This is a genomic window from Qaidamihabitans albus (genome assembly GCF_016464705.1).
In the GTDB taxonomy this organism is placed as follows: Bacteria; Actinomycetota; Actinomycetes; order Mycobacteriales; family Pseudonocardiaceae; genus Qaidamihabitans; species Qaidamihabitans albus.
Genome location: NZ_JAEHOB010000002.1, coordinates 619457 through 635842, shown reverse-complemented (window position 1 = coordinate 635842; position 16386 = coordinate 619457). Strand labels below are relative to the sequence as shown.

General features: G+C 72.0%; 17 protein-coding genes and 1 pseudogene. 9 read left to right on the top strand and 9 right to left on the bottom strand.

Annotated features, from left to right (window positions below):
* On the top strand, positions 1–220 hold a 220-nt coding region (locus JAP66_RS06230), incomplete at its 5' end, for a hypothetical protein (protein ID WP_199430577.1).
* A gap of 13 nt (positions 221–233) precedes the next feature.
* Here the strand turns inward: JAP66_RS06230 and JAP66_RS06225 are convergent.
* Together JAP66_RS06225 and JAP66_RS06220 are read right to left on the bottom strand one after the other, a co-directional pair.
* Positions 234–773, bottom strand: coding sequence for a hypothetical protein (locus tag JAP66_RS06225; protein WP_199430576.1), 540 nt, complete (start codon positions 771–773; stop codon positions 234–236).
* Positions 774–907: 134 nt separating this feature from the next.
* Positions 908–1693, bottom strand: a complete 786-nt coding sequence (locus JAP66_RS06220; RefSeq protein ID WP_199430575.1) for an alpha/beta fold hydrolase — start codon at positions 1691–1693, stop codon at positions 908–910.
* A 156-nt stretch (positions 1694–1849) separates the two neighbouring features.
* Between JAP66_RS06220 and JAP66_RS06215 the strand changes: the two genes are divergently transcribed.
* Both JAP66_RS06215 and JAP66_RS06210 read left to right on the top strand, forming a co-directional pair.
* Positions 1850–2239 carry a YciI family protein gene (locus JAP66_RS06215; protein ID WP_199430574.1) on the top strand — a complete coding sequence of 130 codons (390 nt, stop codon included), beginning with the start codon at positions 1850–1852 and terminating at the stop codon, positions 2237–2239.
* Complete coding sequence (locus JAP66_RS06210; protein WP_199430573.1) at positions 2236–3504, top strand: RNA polymerase sigma factor; 1269 nt, start codon at positions 2236–2238, stop codon at positions 3502–3504. Before JAP66_RS06215 ends, JAP66_RS06210 begins: the two co-directional genes overlap by 4 nt.
* Before the next feature lie 24 nt (positions 3505–3528).
* On the opposite strand, the gene JAP66_RS06205 is transcribed toward JAP66_RS06210, so the two are convergent.
* Complete coding sequence (locus tag JAP66_RS06205) at positions 3529–4776, bottom strand: RNA polymerase sigma factor (protein ID WP_199430572.1); 1248 nt, start codon at positions 4774–4776, stop codon at positions 3529–3531.
* Positions 4773–5168, bottom strand: a complete 396-nt coding sequence (locus JAP66_RS06200; RefSeq protein WP_199430642.1) for a YciI family protein — start codon at positions 5166–5168, stop codon at positions 4773–4775. Before JAP66_RS06200 ends, JAP66_RS06205 begins: the two co-directional genes overlap by 4 nt.
* 258 nt (positions 5169–5426) lie before the next feature.
* On the opposite strand from JAP66_RS06200, the pseudogene JAP66_RS06195 reads away from it, so the two are divergent.
* A pseudogene (locus JAP66_RS06195) lies at positions 5427–6441 on the top strand (M48 family metallopeptidase).
* 20 nt (positions 6442–6461) lie between these two features.
* On the opposite strand, the gene JAP66_RS06190 reads toward JAP66_RS06195, so the two are convergent.
* From JAP66_RS06190 to JAP66_RS06180, 3 genes are all read right to left on the bottom strand, one after another.
* Entirely contained in the window at positions 6462–7286 is an 825-nt protein-coding gene (locus JAP66_RS06190; protein WP_199430571.1) for an ABC transporter permease, read from the bottom strand.
* A complete protein-coding gene (locus JAP66_RS06185) occupies positions 7276–8172 on the bottom strand; it encodes an ABC transporter ATP-binding protein (protein ID WP_199430570.1) in 897 nt (298 codons plus the stop codon). Before JAP66_RS06185 ends, JAP66_RS06190 begins: the two co-directional genes overlap by 11 nt.
* Positions 8173–8248: 76 nt before the next feature.
* On the bottom strand, positions 8249–8779 hold the full coding sequence (locus JAP66_RS06180; protein WP_199430569.1) for a hypothetical protein: 531 nt from the start codon (positions 8777–8779) through the stop codon (positions 8249–8251).
* A gap of 166 nt (positions 8780–8945) precedes the next feature.
* Between JAP66_RS06180 and JAP66_RS06175 the strand changes: the two genes are divergently transcribed.
* The 3 genes from JAP66_RS06175 to JAP66_RS06165 all read left to right on the top strand — a co-directional run bounded on the left by JAP66_RS06175 (position 8946) and on the right by JAP66_RS06165 (position 12548).
* Positions 8946–10028, top strand: a complete 1083-nt coding sequence (locus JAP66_RS06175; RefSeq protein ID WP_235998768.1) for a magnesium and cobalt transport protein CorA — start codon at positions 8946–8948, stop codon at positions 10026–10028.
* Between the two features lie 175 nt (positions 10029–10203).
* Positions 10204–11475 (top strand): MFS transporter, encoded by a 1272-nt coding sequence (locus JAP66_RS06170; protein WP_199430568.1) that lies wholly within the window; start codon positions 10204–10206, stop codon positions 11473–11475.
* An 89-nt stretch (positions 11476–11564) separates the two neighbouring features.
* On the top strand, positions 11565–12548 hold the full coding sequence (locus JAP66_RS06165; RefSeq protein WP_199430567.1) for a bile acid:sodium symporter family protein: 984 nt from the start codon (positions 11565–11567) through the stop codon (positions 12546–12548).
* Here JAP66_RS06165 and JAP66_RS06160 read toward each other — a convergent pair.
* Positions 12532–13869, bottom strand: a complete 1338-nt coding sequence (locus JAP66_RS06160; protein WP_199430566.1) for a cellulose binding domain-containing protein — start codon at positions 13867–13869, stop codon at positions 12532–12534. The genes JAP66_RS06165 and JAP66_RS06160 overlap by 17 nt on opposite strands.
* Positions 13870–13974: 105 nt before the next feature.
* The gene (locus JAP66_RS06155; protein ID WP_199430565.1) at positions 13975–14628 is read right to left on the bottom strand and encodes a TetR/AcrR family transcriptional regulator; all 654 of its coding nucleotides are present in this window, start codon (positions 14626–14628) and stop codon (positions 13975–13977) included.
* Positions 14629–14708: 80 nt separating this feature from the next.
* On the opposite strand from JAP66_RS06155, the gene JAP66_RS06150 reads away from it, so the two are divergent.
* Positions 14709–15848 (top strand): epoxide hydrolase family protein, encoded by a 1140-nt coding sequence (locus JAP66_RS06150; RefSeq protein ID WP_199430564.1) that lies wholly within the window; start codon positions 14709–14711, stop codon positions 15846–15848.
* A gap of 90 nt (positions 15849–15938) precedes the next feature.
* A complete protein-coding gene (locus JAP66_RS06145) occupies positions 15939–16379 on the top strand; it encodes an SRPBCC family protein (protein ID WP_199430563.1) in 441 nt (146 codons plus the stop codon).
* Positions 16380–16386 lie beyond the last annotated feature (7 nt).

The window sequence follows — 16386 nt, the reverse complement described above, 5'->3', positions numbered from 1 at the left end:
GATCATCGAATGCGCTGCCCGCGCCGAGGACACCAGCGTCCAGGGCGGGGAACGGGCGGTGCTCACCGTCACCCTGAGCCTGGCCGAGCTGGAGGAGCGCACCCGGGGGGCGGTGCTGGGCCGCCCGGGCACCGGCATCCACGTCGCCATGGCGGCACGCCCGCGGAACCTGCACCCGGGCACCGTGAGCACCGTGGCCGTGATCCTTCGGCGCCGTTGAAGGCGTCGAAGGGTCACGGCCACCCGGCGCTCCCCGAATGCTGCGCGCGCCGCGTTGCCGCCATCTCCTGTTCGACGCGCCAGGTGCGGCCGTCGTCGGCCGAGACCTCGCCGGTCCAGGAGAACGACGTGGCCGAGATGTCCGAGAAGGACCAGCGCAGCAGCTCACCGCTGCGCTGGTCGGTGCCGTGCAGCACGAGCCGGTCGCCCTCCGCGCCGCCGGTCAGCGTGCAGACGTTGCCGTTGACCGGTCCGAGCCAGCAGGCGTACCAGCGCCCCGTCCGTGCATCGGCGAACCGCACCGTGGTGCCCGCACCGCCGGCAACGGCGACGAAGCCGTCGTGGCGTCCCGCCTGGTGGGTCACCAGCACGTCCTGCACCGCCCGGCCGCCGAGGACCCAGCCGAAATGCCATTCGCCGGTCAGCTCCACGGGTTCGCCGCCTGCGGGCAGATGCCTGATCCGCATGTCCCAGCCGCCGACGAACCGTCCGAAGTCGTCCAGCCGGTCGCCCAGCGCGGGATCCGGTCCAGCCGCCGCCAGATACTCGATCATGCCGCCATTGTCGGTGCCCGCGACGCGCGCGGGCTTGAAGATTCTTGCGGCTTCCGGCGCGGATCACCGATGCCGCGCCGCCTCCAGGGCCTCCAGGGCACGGCTGGCCGTCCCGGGATGAGCGACGAGGCGGCTCAGCCGTCGGCGAGGAACTCCGCGAGCACCGGAGCGAGCACCTCGGGGGACGGCATGTGTCCCTGGTCCTCGAGTACACGCAGCCGGCCGTCGGGCAGGGTCCGCGCGATCCGCCGGGCCGAGTCCCTCATCCACTCCGGGCTCGCGCCGCCCGCCAGGACCAGCGCGGGCATCGGCACGTCGCCGAGTGACTCGACCGGGACCGTGCCACCCTGGTCGATGTTGCCCATGATCTCGAACTCGTAGGCGAGGGTGTGCGCCATCGCCAGCACGGACGGATCCTGGCACATTCCCTCGACCATCTCCGGCGGCATGCCGGCGCCGCCCAGGAACAGTGCGATCGCCTCGTCCCGGCGGTCCTTCGCCAGCGCGGCCCCGATGTTCTCCGCGATCTCCCGAGCGCTCCTGCGCTCGTCCTCGCTGTCGGGTCCGTAGGGCGGCTCGTGCAGCACGAGCCTGGTGACCGGCAGGCCGTGCGCCGCCGCGTGCAGGACCAGGCCCGCGCCGGAGGAGTGGCCGTACAACGCGGCCTTTCCACCGGCCGCGGCGATGAGGGCGTCGAGGTCCTCGATCTCCCTGGCGACCGCGTACGGTGCCGTGTCCCCGCTGTCACCGCGGCCACGGCGGTCGTAGTTGAACACGGTGAACCGGCTTGCGAGCCGTTCGGCGAGCGGGCGGGTCGCCGAACGGTCGCACAGTGCTGCGGCGGCGAGAATCAGCGGCGGGCCCTGCCCTGCTCGCTCGAACGCGATCGGCGTTCCGTCCTTCGAGACAGCCTTCTCCATGAGAGCCTCCCAGTCGCGCGGGCGCCGTCGCGGCACCCGTCATGAGAGTGTCGTAGCAGAGTTCGCCGATTCGACAGCCGGAGATGTCGAAATCGGGCCGCGTGCGCCGACTCCTCGACGAAGGGCAGCACAGCGGCCACCACCGGGAGGAGCGGCATGAAGTACCTGATCCTGATCTACAGCAACCCGCGGAGCTGGGAGCACCCCATGTTCCTGCATCAGCACGACGATCTGTCCCCCGAGGAGCGCGAGGCCGCCACGAAGGAGCTGGCCGCGCTGCTCACCGAGATCGCCGAGTCCGGCGAGCTCGTCGACAGTGCGGCACTGGCCGACCCGATCAACACGAGAACGGTCCGGGTGCGCGATGACGCCATGACCGCCACGGACGGGCCCTTCCTGGAGACCAAGGAACACCTCGCCGGTTACTTCGTGGTCGACTGCGACGGCATCCAGCGGGCCACCGAGCTCGCGGCCCGCTTTCCCGACGCGCGCTACAGCGCCGTGGAGGTCCGGCCGATCATGGACATGGCGGGGATGGAGATGTGACGGCACCGGCTGAGCTGGAGGACCTGCTGCGCCGGCTGGCGCCGCGGGTCCTCGGCACGCTCGTGCGCCGCCGCGGTGACCTGGACGCCTGCGAGGACGCCGTTCAGGAGGCGCTGCTCGCCGCCGCCCTGCAGTGGCCGGAGGCGGGCATCCCGGACCACCCGGTCAGCTGGCTGCTCACGGTCGCGGGCCGCTGCCTCACCGACGCGTGGCGCAGCGATGCGGCGCGCCGCCGGCGGGAGACGGCGCTGGCACCGCCCGATGAGCCGGTGTCGCCGGGGCCGGACGAGGACAGCGCGGTCCATCGGGACGACACGCTCACCCTGCTGTTCCTGTGCTGCCACCCGGCACTGCCACCGTCCGCGCAACTGGCGCTCACGCTGCGCGCCGTCGGCGGGCTGAGCACGAGACAGATCGCCCGCGCCCTGCTCGTCCCGGATGCGACGATGAGCCAGCGCATCAGCCGCGCCAAGCAGCGCGTCAAGGCTTCGGGCAGCGAGTTCCGCATGCCGCCGGAGCACGAGCGGGATGACCGGCTGCGGGTGGTCCTGCACGTCTTCTACCTGATCTTCAACGAGGGCTATGCCGCCAGCTCCGGCCCCGACCTGCTGCGCACCGAGCTGACCGGCGAGGCGATCCGGCTCGCCCGTGAGCTGCACCGCCTGTTGCCCGGCGACGGTGAGGTCACCGGACTGCTGGCGCTGATGTTGCTGACCGAGGCGCGGCGCGCCGCCCGGACCGGGCCGGGCGGCACGCTCGTGCCGCTCGCGGAGCAGGACCGCCGGCTCTGGGACCGGGAGCACATCGCCGAGGGCACCGCGCTGCTCACCACCGCCCTGAGCACGGCGCCGATCGGCCCCTACCAGCTACAGGCGGCGATCGCCGCCGTGCACAGCGAGGCGGCCTGCGCCGACGACACCGACTGGCCGCAGATCCTGCTGCTGTACCGGCTGCTCGAAGGCGTCTGGCCGAACCCGGTGGTGACGTTGAACCACGCCGTGGCCGTCGCGATGGTGCGTGGCCCACGGGCCGGGCTCGACCACCTTGCCGGGCTCGAGTCGGACAAGGCGATGGCGGACCGGCACCGGCTTCATGCCGTCCGCGCGCACCTGCTCGAGATGGCGGGAGAGCACGACGCAGCCCGCGCCGCATACGAACTCGCCGCCCGCCGCGCTACCGGTATCCCCGAGCAGCGCTACCTCGTGGCGCAGGCCGCGCGGCTCTCCGCCGGTCTCGGGACAGCCCACGCCCAGCGACGGCGCTGAGCCCGCGAACGGCCCGGCCGGAAATCAGGCGCCGTCCAGGCTGAGCAGCCGGCCGGCGAGGAAGCGCCGGTCGGCGGGACTGGTCGCCAGCTCGTGCGCGCGGCGGTACTCGGTGGCGGCCTCGTCAAGGCGGCCGAGCCTGCGCAGCAGGTCCGCGCGGGTGGCGTGCAGCAGGTGGTAGCGCCGCAGCTCCTGGAGCCCGTCGATCCGCTCGATCCGCTCCAGCCCGGCGGCCGGGCCCTCGGTCATGGCGACGGCGACCGCGTGGTTGAGCGCGACCACGGGCGACGGCGCCATCTCGTGCAGCTCGGCGTACAGCGCCGCGATGCGCGCCCAGTCGGTCTGCCCTGGCGTCCGCGCCTGCGCGTGGACCGCGGCGATCGCCGCCTGCACCTGGTACGGACCCGGCCTGCCGTGCCGCAGCGCACGGTCAAGCAGCCGGACGCCCTCCTCGATCGCAGCCCGGTCCCAGCGTGACCGGTCCTGATCGTCGAGCAGGACGAGCTCGCCCTCGGCGGTGTGCCGTGCGGCGCTGCGCGCGTCGTGCAGCAGCATCAGGGCCACCAGGCCGAGCGCCTCCGGCTCGTCGGGCATCAGGCTGGCGATCAGCTTGCCGAGCCGGACCGCCTCCGCACGCAGGTGCTGCCCCTGCTCGCCGCGCCCGGCCGTGTAGCCCTGGGTGAAGACCAGATAGACCACGGCGAGCACTCCGGAGAGCCGCTCGGGCAGCAGGTGATCGGCGGGCACCTCCATGGTGATGCCCGCGTCCCGGATCTTCCGCTTCGCCCGCACCAGCCGCTGGGCGAGGGTGGCCTCGCCGACCAGGAAGGCACGCGCGATCCGGCCCGCGGTGAGCCCGACGACCGCCTGCAGCGTCAGCGCCACTCGCGCTTCCTCCGACAGCGCGGGATGGCAGCAGGTGAAGATCAGGCTCAGCCGGTCGTCCCCGACCCGGGCCAGGCGGTCCTCGCCGTAGCCGGTCATCACCGTCACCGCCTCGCCCTTACCGGCCTGCTCCTGCTTGGCGTGCGCCGTCCGCGCCCGGCGGAGCCGGTCGATCGCCCGGTTGCGGGCAGCCGTCAGCAGCCAGGCGACCGGATCACCGGGCACCTCCGTCCGCGGCCAGGTCCGCAACGCCAGCGCGCACGCCTCCTGGAGTGCGTCCTCGGCCAGTTCGAAGTCACCGAGCACCCGGACCAGCGCGGCGAGCATCCTGGCCCGGTGCTCGCGATACGCCTTCTCGACCGCCGCCGCGGACGCGCTCCCGGTCATTCCGGGGCGATCGCCGCGGGCGGGCCCGCGTTGCGGCGGTGCAGGCCGGGTGCCTCGAAGATCGGCCGGACCTCGATGGAGCCCTGCTCGGCCAGCGGGCAGAGCGCGGCCAGCTCGAGAGCCTCGTCGAGGTTGCGGCAGTCCAGGATGTAGTAGCCGCCGAGATGCTCGTGCGTCTCCGCGAACGGCCCGTCGGTGATCAGCGTGCGGCCCTCGCGCACCCGCACCGTGGTGGCCGTTTCCGCAGGCCGCAGCGGATCGCCGCCGACGAAGGTGCCGCGCCTGCGGCACTCGTCGGCGAAGGCGTTCATCCGCTCCAGCGCCTCGTCGAAGCCCGGATCGCCCGGCTCCGGCGGACCGCCGCAGTCGTAGATGAGCATCATGTAGCGCATCGAGTCCTCCTGTCCGGCCTGTTTCCTGCGGTACACGTTTCCTGTCGTACAGAGAATGACGAGCCGGACGGCCGGAACTCGACACCCGGACGACGGACTGTGCGAGATGGGCATTCGAGATGGGCACTCGAGATGGGCGGAGCCTAGTCCGGATCTGCCCGCTCCGTCCGTGATCGGATCGATAGCCGTTCGCCGTCGCCGGTGCTCCGGGGTGCTGTTGGATGGACCGGCACCGACCATCGGCGGAAGGAAGAGCACGTGCAGGACGGCGACAGCGCGGCGGAGCGGTCCTCGGCGCGGGTCCGGTTTCCCGGGATCAGCCCGCGGGCCTATGAGCATCCGGTCGACCGGGGTGCGCTCGCGACGCTGCGGATGGTGCCCGGGTTCGCGGAGGTGCTCAAGGCGGTGTCCGGCTTCTTCGCCGAGCGCGGCGAGCGGCTGATGGCGCTCGGCTCGGCCATCCGTGTCGGGCCGGAGCAGTACCCGGAGCTCGACCGGATCCGGCACGAGTGCGCCGCGACCCTCGACGTGGACCCGGTACCCGACGTCTTCGTCGCCCGCGGGGCCGAGCCACAGGCGATGACGCTTGGCATGGACTCGCCGTTCGTCCTGCTCACCACCGGGCTCGTCGACCTGCTCGACGCCGAGGGCGCCCGGTTCGCGATCGGGCACGAGCTGGGGCACGTGCTGTCCGGCCACGCGGTGTACCGGACGATGCTGGTCCGGCTGCTGCGGCTGCAGCTGAGCATGTTGGATGCCGGTCAGCGCGCTGGGCCTGCGCGCCGTCACCGCCGCCCTCAACGAGTGGTTCCGCAAGTCCGAGCTGTCCTGCGACCGGGCGGGCCTGCTGTGCGGGCAGGACCCGGCCGCGGCGCTGCGGGCGCACGTGCTGCTGGCAGGCGGGCTTGATCCGGCGCGGGTGGACATCCCGTCCTTCCTCGAACAGGCGCGCGAGTACGAGGCGGGGGAGGGCCTCCGGGACAGCCTGCTGAAGCTGGCCAACATCGAGCTGATGCCGCACCCGCTGGCGGTCGTGCGTGCGGCGGAGTTACAGAAGTGGGCGGCGTCGGAGGAGTACCGCTCCATCCTCGGCGGGGACTATCCGCGCCGCGCGGACGACGACCCGCAGGCGGGCTGGTCGGCGGACGTCAAGTCGGCGGCCAGGTCCTACCGGGACACGTTCACCGCGTCCACCGACCCGCTCGCGAAGGTGCTCGGCGAGGTCGGCGAGGCGGTGTCCGGTGCGGCAGGCAAGCTGTGGAGCAAGCTCTGACACTCCGGACAGGGCCGCGGCTAGTGGATGTCGCGGCGCTGGAGCAGCCAGCCGCCGAGTGCGGTGAACGCCACGAGGTAGGCCCCGAGCACGAGCGCAGCCTGCGTTGGCGCGACCAGCTCGGCGACTCCCGGCGTGTCGGGCCGCGCGCCGAGCGAGGCGACCAGCGAGCCCGCGTTGGGGCCGGGCAGCGCCTTCTGCATGTCGGCGACCCAGTCGAGCAGCGGCGCCGCGATCGCGGACAGCAGGTTCTGCACCGCCAGCAGCCAGACGAGCCCGAGCCCGACCGGCAGCGCCACCGAGCGCAGCGCGATCGCCAGCAGCATGCCGAGGCTCGCCCACATCGTGCTCGCCAGCCAGGCGCCGCCTGCACCAGCGAGCAGGTCGGCCGGTCCGGGCCAGTTGATCGGCCGACTCTCCACCGTGGCGACGACGACGCTCGCGGTGGCCGCGACGGTCAGCAGGGTCAGCACGAGGATCAGCGTCCCGGTCAGCACGGTGATGATCTTGGCGCCGTACACCCGTGCCCGGGACGGGATCTGCACCAGCACGGACTTCCACGTCTCCCAGCCGTACTCGCTGCCGACCACGAGCACGCCGAAGATGAGGGCGAGCGCACCGACGAACACCGGAACCCCGCCGATGGCGTTGGACACGAACTGCGCGGGCAGCATGGAGTCCAGCCCGCGTTCGCTGTTCGGGGCGTCCGAGGTGGCGCCGGAGAGGCCCGCGTACGGGATGAGGTAGGCGAAGACGACGGAGAGCGTGGCCGCGATGCCGAGCAGGAGCCAGTTGGCGGGCCGGCGGGCGTGCTTGGCGAACTCGGCTCGGACGTTACTCCACATGGGACTGTGCTCCGGTCAGTTCGAGGAAGGTCTTTTCGAGGTCGGGCTCGTGCCAGTGCAGCTCCGAGACGTCGATCCCGGCGCGCACCAGCTCGGTGTTGATCCGCGAGGCCTGGTCGGGCTCGACGTCGAGCTCCAGCACCTCGCCCTCGGTCCGCACCCGCTCGGCCCCGACCAGCCGCCCGGCGACGTCCCTGGCCTCGGCGAGCGGATCGGCGGCCACCCGCAGGCTCGCGGTTCCGAACTCGCCCACCGTCCGCTCGGCGACGAGCCGGCCCTGCGCGATCACCCCGACGCGGTCGCAGACCTGCTGGACCTCGGCGAGGAGGTGGCTCGACAGCAGGATCGTGCAGCCTTCGGCGGCGAGCTTGCGAATGGTCCGCCGCATGTCCGCCATCCCGGCCGGGTCGAGCCCGTTCGTCGGCTCGTCGAGGATGAGCAGGCCGGGCTTCTTCAGCAGGGCCGCGGCCAGGCCCAGCCGCTGCTTCATGCCGAGCGAGTACGTGCCGTACCTGTCGTCGGCCCGGTCGGTCAGGTCGACGGTGTCCAGCACACCGGGGACGCGGGAGCGGTCCACCCCGGCGTGCCCGGCGAGGACGCGCAGGTTCTGCCTGCCGGACAGGTACGGGTAGAACGAAGGCCCCTCGATCAGGGCGCCCACCGAGGCCAGGTAGCCGGGCCCCGGCGGCCTGCCGAACAGCCGCACGCCGCCCGACGTGGGCCGGACGAGCCCGAGCAGCATCCGCAGGGTCGTCGTCTTGCCCGCGCCGTTGGGGCCGAGGAAGCCGTAGACCTCGCCGTCCCGGACGTGCAGCCGCAGCTGGTCCACCGCCAGAATCTCGCCGTAGCGCTTGGTCAGCGCCGTGGTCTCGACCGGATCGCTCATGCCATCAGCCTCCCCGGGAAGGCGCGGCCCGGCATCGGCCGCGAAGCGACACCGCGGGCTACGTCGGTGGGCGTACTCAGCTCTGCGAGCGCCGTCCCCGGATGCGGCCCCAGGGCTTGTAGACGGCGAGCACGATGGCGAACAGCAGCGCGAGCGGCGACACGATCGGCGGGAAGTAGATGTCGAACGGGCGCTCCATCGTGACCCGGCCGGCCATCAGCTGCCTGCCGTACTCGGCCGCGGCCTCCACGGTCGGCTGGAGGGCCACCGGCACGAGCGCGGTGAGGATCACGGCGAGCCCCAGCTTCACGGCCACCCACCAGTACTTCAGCACGCCGTACCGCGTACCCCAGCCGAGGGCGAGGCCGCTGGCGAGGGTGAGCAGGCCGAGCGGGACGAGGGTCCAGACCGCGAACAGCTCCACCGCCTGGTAGCTCAGCGCGACCACCCTCGGGTCGGACGACAGGACGGTGCGCAGCACGAGCACGCCCAGCGCGATGTCGACGCCCAGCCAGCCCACCGCCGAGCTGATGTGGACGACCAGTACCGCCTTCCGGGCCCGGGGCGAGAGGTGCCGCCCCCGTGTCCGCTCGGATTTCGTCGCCATCGGGCCATGGTGGCAACGGCGGGTGGTTGGCCGCATCCCCCGGGGATCGACACCTCCTGCGCCCTGCGACGTAGCGCCCTGGCTACGTCGCCCTGCGTACGGCGGGCCGTTCCGGGGCATACCCTGCTGGTCGGAGACTTTCGTCGGCCTCGTCTCGGAGATCCGTATGCCCGTCTCGCCCGAGCGCTCCATGGAGCCCCGCTCGCCGGAGGGGCCCCCTTCGGCCGACCGCCCGCTGATCGACACCGGGATCTACCGGGACGGCCGCCGGGTGGCCTCGCCCGGCAGCGTCGCCGACACCTACCGCGAGCTGTCCGGAGCCGACGGGAACATGGCGTGGATCGGCCTGTACCGCCCCGCCGAGGCGGAGCTACTGGCCGCCGCGGACCAGTTCGGACTGCACGAGCTCGCGGTCGAGGACGCGATCGTCGCGCACCAGCGGCCCAAGCTCGAACGCTACGGTGACACGCTGTTCGTCGTCCTGCGCGCCGCCCGCTACCTCGAGGCGCGCGAGGAGGTCGACTTCGGCGAGCTGCACCTGTTCGTCGGCCCGAACTTCGTGCTCACCGTCCGGCACGGCCAGGCGCCCGACCTCGCCGCCGTGCGCAGCCGGATGGAGGGCGACCCCGACCTGCTGTGCCGCGGGCCCGCGGCCGTGCTGTACGGCATCCTGGACAGCGTCGTCGACGGCTGCGCGCCGGTGATCGCGGGGCTGCAGAACGACATCGACGAGATCGAGACCGAGGTGTTCGGCGGTGATCCGCACGTCTCCCGCCGGATCTACGAGCTCTCTCGCGAGGTCATCGACTTCCAGCGCGCCACCCGGCCGCTGCAGGGCATTCTGGACAGCCTGATGACGGGCGCGGGCACCTTCCGCATCGACGACGAGCTGCAGCGCTACCTCCGCGACGTCGCCGACCACGCCACCACGGTGGCCGAACGGGTCGACGGCTTCCGGCAGATGCTCGGGGACATCCTCACCGTCAACGCCACTCTCGTCACGCAGAACCAGAACGAGGAGATGAAGAACATCACCAAGGCCAGCTACGCGCAGAGCGAGGAGCTGAAGAAGATCTCGTCGTGGGCCGCGATCGTGTTCGCACCCACCGTCGTCGGCACCATCTACGGGATGAACTTCGACTACATGCCCGAGCTGCACTGGGTCTTCGGTTACCCGTTCGCGCTGGCGCTGATGGCCGCGGCCTGCGGCCTGCTCTACGTGCTGTTCAGGCGCCGTGACTGGCTCTAGTGGTCCCGCCGCGGCAGTCAGGGCTCGTGAGTGTCGAGCCGCGTTGGAACACAGCGTGGGAACACGGGTAGCCACTCACGAGCGGTGACGCGGTTACCCTGCTTCACGGAAGGTTCAGGGCGTCGTCACCGTGGCCGGCGTGCTCCGCAGGTCACCGGAAAGGAATCGCCCGATCGTGCCCTCCAGCGCCACCGGCTCGCTGCCGCCTCCGACACAGGCGCCGGGGCGGGCGCACCTGCCGCGCGTCATCTCCGCGGCCGCCGTCGCACTCGCGCTGACCGCCCCCGGCCAGACCGCGGCGGTGTCGGTGTTCGTCGACCCGCTCATCCGCGACCTCGGCGTGTCCCGCTCGGCGGTGTCCACGGCGTACCTGATCGGCTCGCTCTCCGGTGCGTTCGTCATGCCGTTCCTCGGCAGGCTGATCGACCGGTTCGGGCCCCGCCGCATCATGGCGGCGGTCGCGCTGTGCTTCGGCCTGATCCTGATCGCCTCGACGGCGGCGGGTGAGGTGATCGGCCTGACGGCGGCCTTCGTGGGCATCCGGGTCGGCGGCCAGGGCGCGCTGACCCTGGTGGCCACCACCACCGTGGCGATCTACGTGCAGCGGCGGCGCGGCTTCGCGGTCGGCGTCAGCTCGGCCATCGGCACCGCGGGCATCTCCCTGGCGCCGGTGCTGCTGGAACGCCTGGTGTCCGAGTGGGGCTGGCGGGCGGTGTGGATCGGCGAGGGCATCGCCGTCTGGGCGCTGGTCATCCCCGCGGCGCTGCTGCTGCTTCCACGCCGGCCTGCCGAGCGAGCCGCCGCCGGGACGGAGCCGGACAGCAGGCCCGGCAGCGCGCTGCCCGCCGTGGACTGGACGCTCGCCGAGGCGATGCGCACCGGCATGTTCTGGGTGGTGGCCTGCGGCGTGGCGGTCTGTGCGCTGGTCACCACCGGCCTGAACTTTCACCAGGTCTCCGTGCTCGGGGAGCGCGGGCTGAGCGTGACCGAGGCCGCCGCGACGTTCGTGCCGCAGACCGTCGCCGGGCTGGTCGCCACCTTCGGCCTCGGCTGGCTCGCCGACCGGTTCTCCGACCGGGTCCTGATCATCTCGACCATGGTCGTGCTGGCGGCGGCCACCGTCGGCGCGGGCTGGCTCTCACCCGGCTTCACCGCCGTGCTCTACGGCGTGGGGCTCGGCGCCGCCGCCAACGGGGTGCGCACGCTGGAGGCGGTCGCGTTCCCGCGCTGCTTCGGGCTGAGCCATCTCGGCACGATCCGCGGTGTCGTGCACTCGATCACCGTCGGCGCCTCCGCATTCGGCCCGCTGCTGCTCGCTCTCGGCCGCGACCACGCCACCAGCTACCTGCCCGCCCTGCTGGGGTTCGCCGCGCTGCCCGTCGCCGTCACCGTGGCCGCGGTGCTGGTCCGCACGCCGCCGCCGGTTCCGCCACGGCGCTCGCCGTGACCGCCGCCCCGGCCTGGGCGATTCGCATCCGGCCCGGTTTGATCTAGAGTGGCCCGGCCGACTGGTCAGCGACGACCCTTGGGGAGAACATGGCCGGACAACGTGGCGTACTGCGGAAGGTCGCCGACTTCACGGGGCGCTGGTTCGCCCTGCTGGTCGTGCTCGGTGGGGTCGTCGGCCTGCTGATCCCCGGCCAGGTCGCGGTGCTGACCGACTACATCCCGCTGCTGCTCGGCGTGATCATGTTCGGGATGGGGCTCACGCTGCGGCCTGCCGACTTCGCGCTGGTGCTGCGCCGCCCGCGCGCGGTGCTGCTCGGCCTGGCCGCGCAGTTCCTGGTCATGCCGCTCGCCGCGTGGAGCGTCAGCTGGGCGCTCGGGCTGACCGGGATGCTGCTGGCCGGCATGGTGCTCGTCGGGTCGGCACCCGGCGGCACCGCGTCGAACGTGATCGTCTACCTGGCGAAGGGCGACGTCGCGCTGTCGGTGACGCTCACGTCGGTGGCCACGCTGCTCGCGCCGCTGCTGACCCCGCTGCTCGTGCTGTGGCTGGCGGGCTCGGACCTGCCGGTCGGCTTCTGGTCGCTGTTCGAGTCGATCGTGCAGATCGTGCTGGTGCCGGTCGTGGCGGGGTTGCTGGTCCGGGCGCTCGCCACGCGGCTGGTCGAGCGGGTCCTGCCCTACCTGCCGCTGGTCTCGGTCACCGGCATCGTGGTCGTGGTCGCCGCCGTGGTCGGTGCCAACAGCGGGGTGATCGGCGACAGCGGGGTCCTCCTCGTCATCGCGGTGATCGCGCACAACGCGATCGGCCTGGTGCTCGGCTACTTCGCGGGCCGGGTGTCCGGACTGGACGAGTCCGCGCGCCGGGCGGTGAGCATCGAGGTCGGGATGCAGAACTCCGGGCTCTCGGCGAGCCTGGCCACCGCACACTTCGCCCCGCTGGCCGCGTTGCCTGCCGCGCTGTTCTCCGTGTGGCACAACGTGTCCGGCTCGCTGCTCGCCACCTACTGGGCGCGCAGGCCGGCGAGGCCGGGTGGCGCGCCCAGCAGGTGGCCGCTCAGAAGCCGGCGGTGATGCGGCTGAACTCCCAGTCCGGCTGGGCGATCCCGCTGCAGTGCGCCGCGACGCCGCCGCCCGCGCAGCCGCGGTCCCGGTTCACCGACCAGAACGAGAGCCGCCCGATGCCGCGATCCCTGGCCCAGTCCCGGATCTGCGTCCAGGTGGACACGCTGGTGACCTCCTGCTGGTCGGAGAGCCCGTTCATGCCGGAGATCCCCAGGTGACCGTAGGCTGTGGCGTCCGACCAGCCGAAGGTCGCCTTGAGCTTGTCCTTCAGCCCCTCCGCGGCGCCGACCGTGCTCTGGTACATGTTCCCGCCGCCGCCGAAGTTGAACGGCATGATGGTGAACACGTCGATGTCCGCCTGCAGGGCGCTCGCCCGCTCGATCAGCCGGTTGCCCCACCAGTTGGGGCCGGAGGTCGTGGTACCGAAGGTGATGATCGTCCGGATTCCGGGGTTGTTCCGCTTGACGATCTTCAGCGCGTTCAGGATCCGGTCCTGCACGACCTCGTTCTCGAACTCGTCGGAGTTCTCGATGTCGATGTCGATCGCCCTGAGGCCGTAGGCGTCGATGACCCGCTGGTAGGCCCCGGCCAGCGCCTCGGCCGTGGCGCAGTTTGGGCCGAGCTTGTTGCCGCTCCAGCCGCCGAACGAGGGCACGATGTCGCCGCCGTTCGCGCGGATCTGGGCGATCGCCTGTGCGTCCACACCGCCGAGTAGCGGCCGGTTGCCATCCCACGCGGGATTGCAGCCGCCGCCGGAGAGGACGAACGCGAGCGTGAACCAACGGACTCCCGTGGCGTTCATGACCGTGGTGGGCGAGGGCGGGTTGCCCCAGCCGAGGTAGAGGTAGGGCGCCGCGCGGCCGTCGGCCGGTGTGCCGGGATCACCCGGATCACCGGGGTCTCCCGGGTCTCCCGGATCGCCGGGGCCGCCGTCGCAGGGCGCGCCGTTGAGGGTGCAGCCCGAGATCCCGCCGAGCCCGCCGGGGCTGCCGTTGAAACCGAAGCTGTGGCTGGCTCCGGCGGCGAGCGTCGCCGCCCAGCCGGGGTTGCGGAACTCGTGGTGCCGGCCGTCGCTGGTCCGCTGGGCGTCCCAGGAGCTGGTGATCGAGTATCCGGCGGGCAGGTCGAACGCCACCGTCCAGCCGTTGAGCGCGGTGGAGCCGCCGTTGGTGACGGTGATCCTGCCTTCGAAGCCGGTGCCCCAGTCGGACACCTTGGTGAACGTGGCCGTCGGGCCCGGTGCGGCGACGGCAGGCATCGCGGCGACGCCGAGCAGCGCCGTCGCGGCAGCCAGGAAGAGTGTCAGTGAACGCCATCGGAATCTGGACATCGGCAGACCTCGCAGGGTGGCAGGGACGGGGACGAACCGGTCTTGCCCGCCCCAGTGTGGTCTAGACCACAATTCGCCGCAAGGGTCTGAACCAATATGGGTGGGCTATCCCTGTCGCCGCCAGCGCCAGTTGAGTTCGCCCGCCTGCGGTGGTGGCCCCGGCAGGGGGTCGCCACCGTCCTGCTCGAGACTGCCGATCAGCAGGGCGAGGAAGCGGCGGCGCAGCTGCCTCGTCCGCTCGCCGTCGGGTACGCGGATCGCGGCGCAGCCCTCCAGGACGAGGCCGATGTCCTGGGTGACGGCGTCGCGGCGGAGCCTGCCCGTGGCCCTGGCCCGCTCGACCAGCGCGGTGGCGAGCTCGCCGGCCCGTTCGGCGTCGCGGCCCATCTCCGGTGTCGGGGTGAACGTTCCGGCCAGGTGCACGGTGAGGGAGTGCACGTCGGCGTCCACGACGCGTTGGAGGAAGCGGGACAGGGCGAGCCAGCCGTCCGGTTCGGCGACGGCCCGCTCGGCCTCCTCGACGTAGCGGAGGAGACCGTCGTGGCACAGCGTGCGGAGCAGGTCCTCCTTTCCGGGGTAGCGCCGGTAGAGGGCGCTGATGCCGACGCCGGCCCGCTTGGCCACGGCGGACACCGGGGCCTTCGGATCGGCGAGGAACACCTCGCGCGCGGCGTCGAGGATGGCCAGGTCGTTGTGCGCGGCCTGCCGCCTGCGGCCGGCCAGGCCGTCGGGGGAGGGCGCTTCGCTGCCGGCGGACATGGCGGCAGATTAGCACTGGAACGGATCATTCCGCTCTGCTACTGTTTCGGAACAAAGCATTCCGTTCCGAAGGAGTCAGCATGACCGGCACCGCGATCCGCCCCTTCCGTGTCGATATCCCGCAGGCCAGGCTCGACGACCTGAACGAGCGCCTGCGCCGCGCGCTGTGGCCGGACGAGCCGGCCGGTGTCGGGGACAGCTACGGCGTCACCGTCGGCCGCGTGCGCGAGCTCGCCGAGTACTGGCTGGACGGTTTCGACTGGCGCGCGCTCGAAGCCCGGCTGAACGCCTACCCGCAGTTCACCACCGAGATCGAAGGGGAGGACATCCACTTCCTGCACGTCAGGTCCTCGCGCGAGGACGCCACCCCGCTGGTGCTCACGCACGGCTGGCCCGGTTCGGTGGTGGAGTACCTGGACGTCGTCGAGCTGCTCACCGAGCCGGCATCCGCGGAGGATCCGGCATTCCACCTGGTGATCCCCTCGCTGCCTGGTTTCGGGTTCTCGGGCCCGACCAGAGGCACCGGCTGGGACCGCCACCGCACCGCGCGGGCGTGGGTGGAGCTCATGCACCGGCTCGGCTACGAGCGCTACGGCGCGGTCGGCAACGACGGCGGCTCGATGATCTCGCCCGAGATCGGCAGGCTCGACCCGGAAGGGGTCATCGGCGTCCACGTCACCCAGCTGTTCTCGTTCCCGTCCGGTGACCCCGCGGAGTTCGCGGACCTGAGCGAGGCCGACCAGGCCGCGCTGCGCCACCTGCAGTGGTTCCACGACAACAAGATGGCGTTCAACATCCTGCACAGCCAGCAGCCGCAGACGCTGGCGTTCGCGCTGGCGGACTCGCCGACCGGCCTGCTCGCGTGGAACAGCCAGCTGTTCGGTTACGGCATCGACAGGGAGTTCGTTCTCGCCAACGTGGCGATCTACTGGCTCACCGGCACGCAGGCGTCGTCGATCCGGTTCTACTACGAGGACGCCCGCGCCGAGCACCCGGCGGAGCCGACCGGTACCCCGACCGCGCTGGCCATGTTCGCGGGCGACTTCCAGTCGATCCGGCGTTTCGCCGAGCGCGACCACCACAACATCGTCAGCTGGAACTCCTACGACACCGGCGGCTCCGGCGCAAGCGGCGCGGACGCCGCCGGGCACTACGCCGCGCACGAGGCGCCCGAGGTGCTCGTCGGCGACATCCGGGAGTTCTACGCCAAGCTCGGCTGACTGCTGGGCCGCATGGAGTGGTTTCCGCGGTTCCGGCCGCGGGAACCCGCTGTGCGGCGACTCGACGGGAGAAGCCACGAAGGGAGAGTCATGGGAGCCGTTGCGCACTACGTCGAGGTCGACGCGCCGGCACAGGCCTGCTACGACTGGTGGCGGCCGCTGACCCGGCTGCCGGAGATCTTCTCCGACGTCGAGAAGGTGGAGGCCGTCGACGGCGACTCCGACCGGACGAAGTGGACCGTCAAGGGCCCGGCCGGGGTGTCGGTCGACTGGGAGGCCCGCATCGTCGAGGACTCGGCGCCGCACACGATCGCCTGGGCGACCGACGACTCGGCCGATCCAGACGTCAAGCATTCGGGCGTGGTCCGCTTCGACGACAAGGGCCACGGCGTCACCGGCGTCGAGATCAGCCTCAAGTACGACCCGCCGGCGGGCAGGGCCGGGGAGGCCGTGGCCACGTTGCTGGCCGACCCGCAGACAAAGGTCGAGCGGGCGGCGGCGGAGTTCAAGCGCATCGTCGAGACCCGCTGACCCGGTA

Coding starts and splice junctions, on each gene's coding strand:
- JAP66_RS06225 (WP_199430576.1), bottom strand. CDS start 773: ATGATCGAGTATCTGGCGGCGGCTGGACCGGATCCCGCGCTGGGCGAC.
- JAP66_RS06220 (WP_199430575.1), bottom strand. CDS start 1,693: ATGGAGAAGGCTGTCTCGAAGGACGGAACGCCGATCGCGTTCGAGCGA.
- JAP66_RS06215 (WP_199430574.1), top strand. CDS start 1,850: ATGAAGTACCTGATCCTGATCTACAGCAACCCGCGGAGCTGGGAGCAC.
- JAP66_RS06205 (WP_199430572.1), bottom strand. CDS start 4,776: ATGACCGGGAGCGCGTCCGCGGCGGCGGTCGAGAAGGCGTATCGCGAG.
- JAP66_RS06200 (WP_199430642.1), bottom strand. CDS start 5,168: ATGCGCTACATGATGCTCATCTACGACTGCGGCGGTCCGCCGGAGCCG.
- JAP66_RS06190 (WP_199430571.1), bottom strand. CDS start 7,286: ATGTGGAGTAACGTCCGAGCCGAGTTCGCCAAGCACGCCCGCCGGCCC.
- JAP66_RS06185 (WP_199430570.1), bottom strand. CDS start 8,172: ATGAGCGATCCGGTCGAGACCACGGCGCTGACCAAGCGCTACGGCGAG.
- JAP66_RS06180 (WP_199430569.1), bottom strand. CDS start 8,779: ATGGCGACGAAATCCGAGCGGACACGGGGGCGGCACCTCTCGCCCCGG.
- JAP66_RS06175 (WP_235998768.1), top strand. CDS start 8,946: ATGCCCGTCTCGCCCGAGCGCTCCATGGAGCCCCGCTCGCCGGAGGGG.
- JAP66_RS06165 (WP_199430567.1), top strand. CDS start 11,565: ATGGCCGGACAACGTGGCGTACTGCGGAAGGTCGCCGACTTCACGGGG.
- JAP66_RS06160 (WP_199430566.1), bottom strand. CDS start 13,869: ATGTCCAGATTCCGATGGCGTTCACTGACACTCTTCCTGGCTGCCGCG.
- JAP66_RS06155 (WP_199430565.1), bottom strand. CDS start 14,628: ATGTCCGCCGGCAGCGAAGCGCCCTCCCCCGACGGCCTGGCCGGCCGC.
- JAP66_RS06150 (WP_199430564.1), top strand. CDS start 14,709: ATGACCGGCACCGCGATCCGCCCCTTCCGTGTCGATATCCCGCAGGCC.
- JAP66_RS06145 (WP_199430563.1), top strand. CDS start 15,939: ATGGGAGCCGTTGCGCACTACGTCGAGGTCGACGCGCCGGCACAGGCC.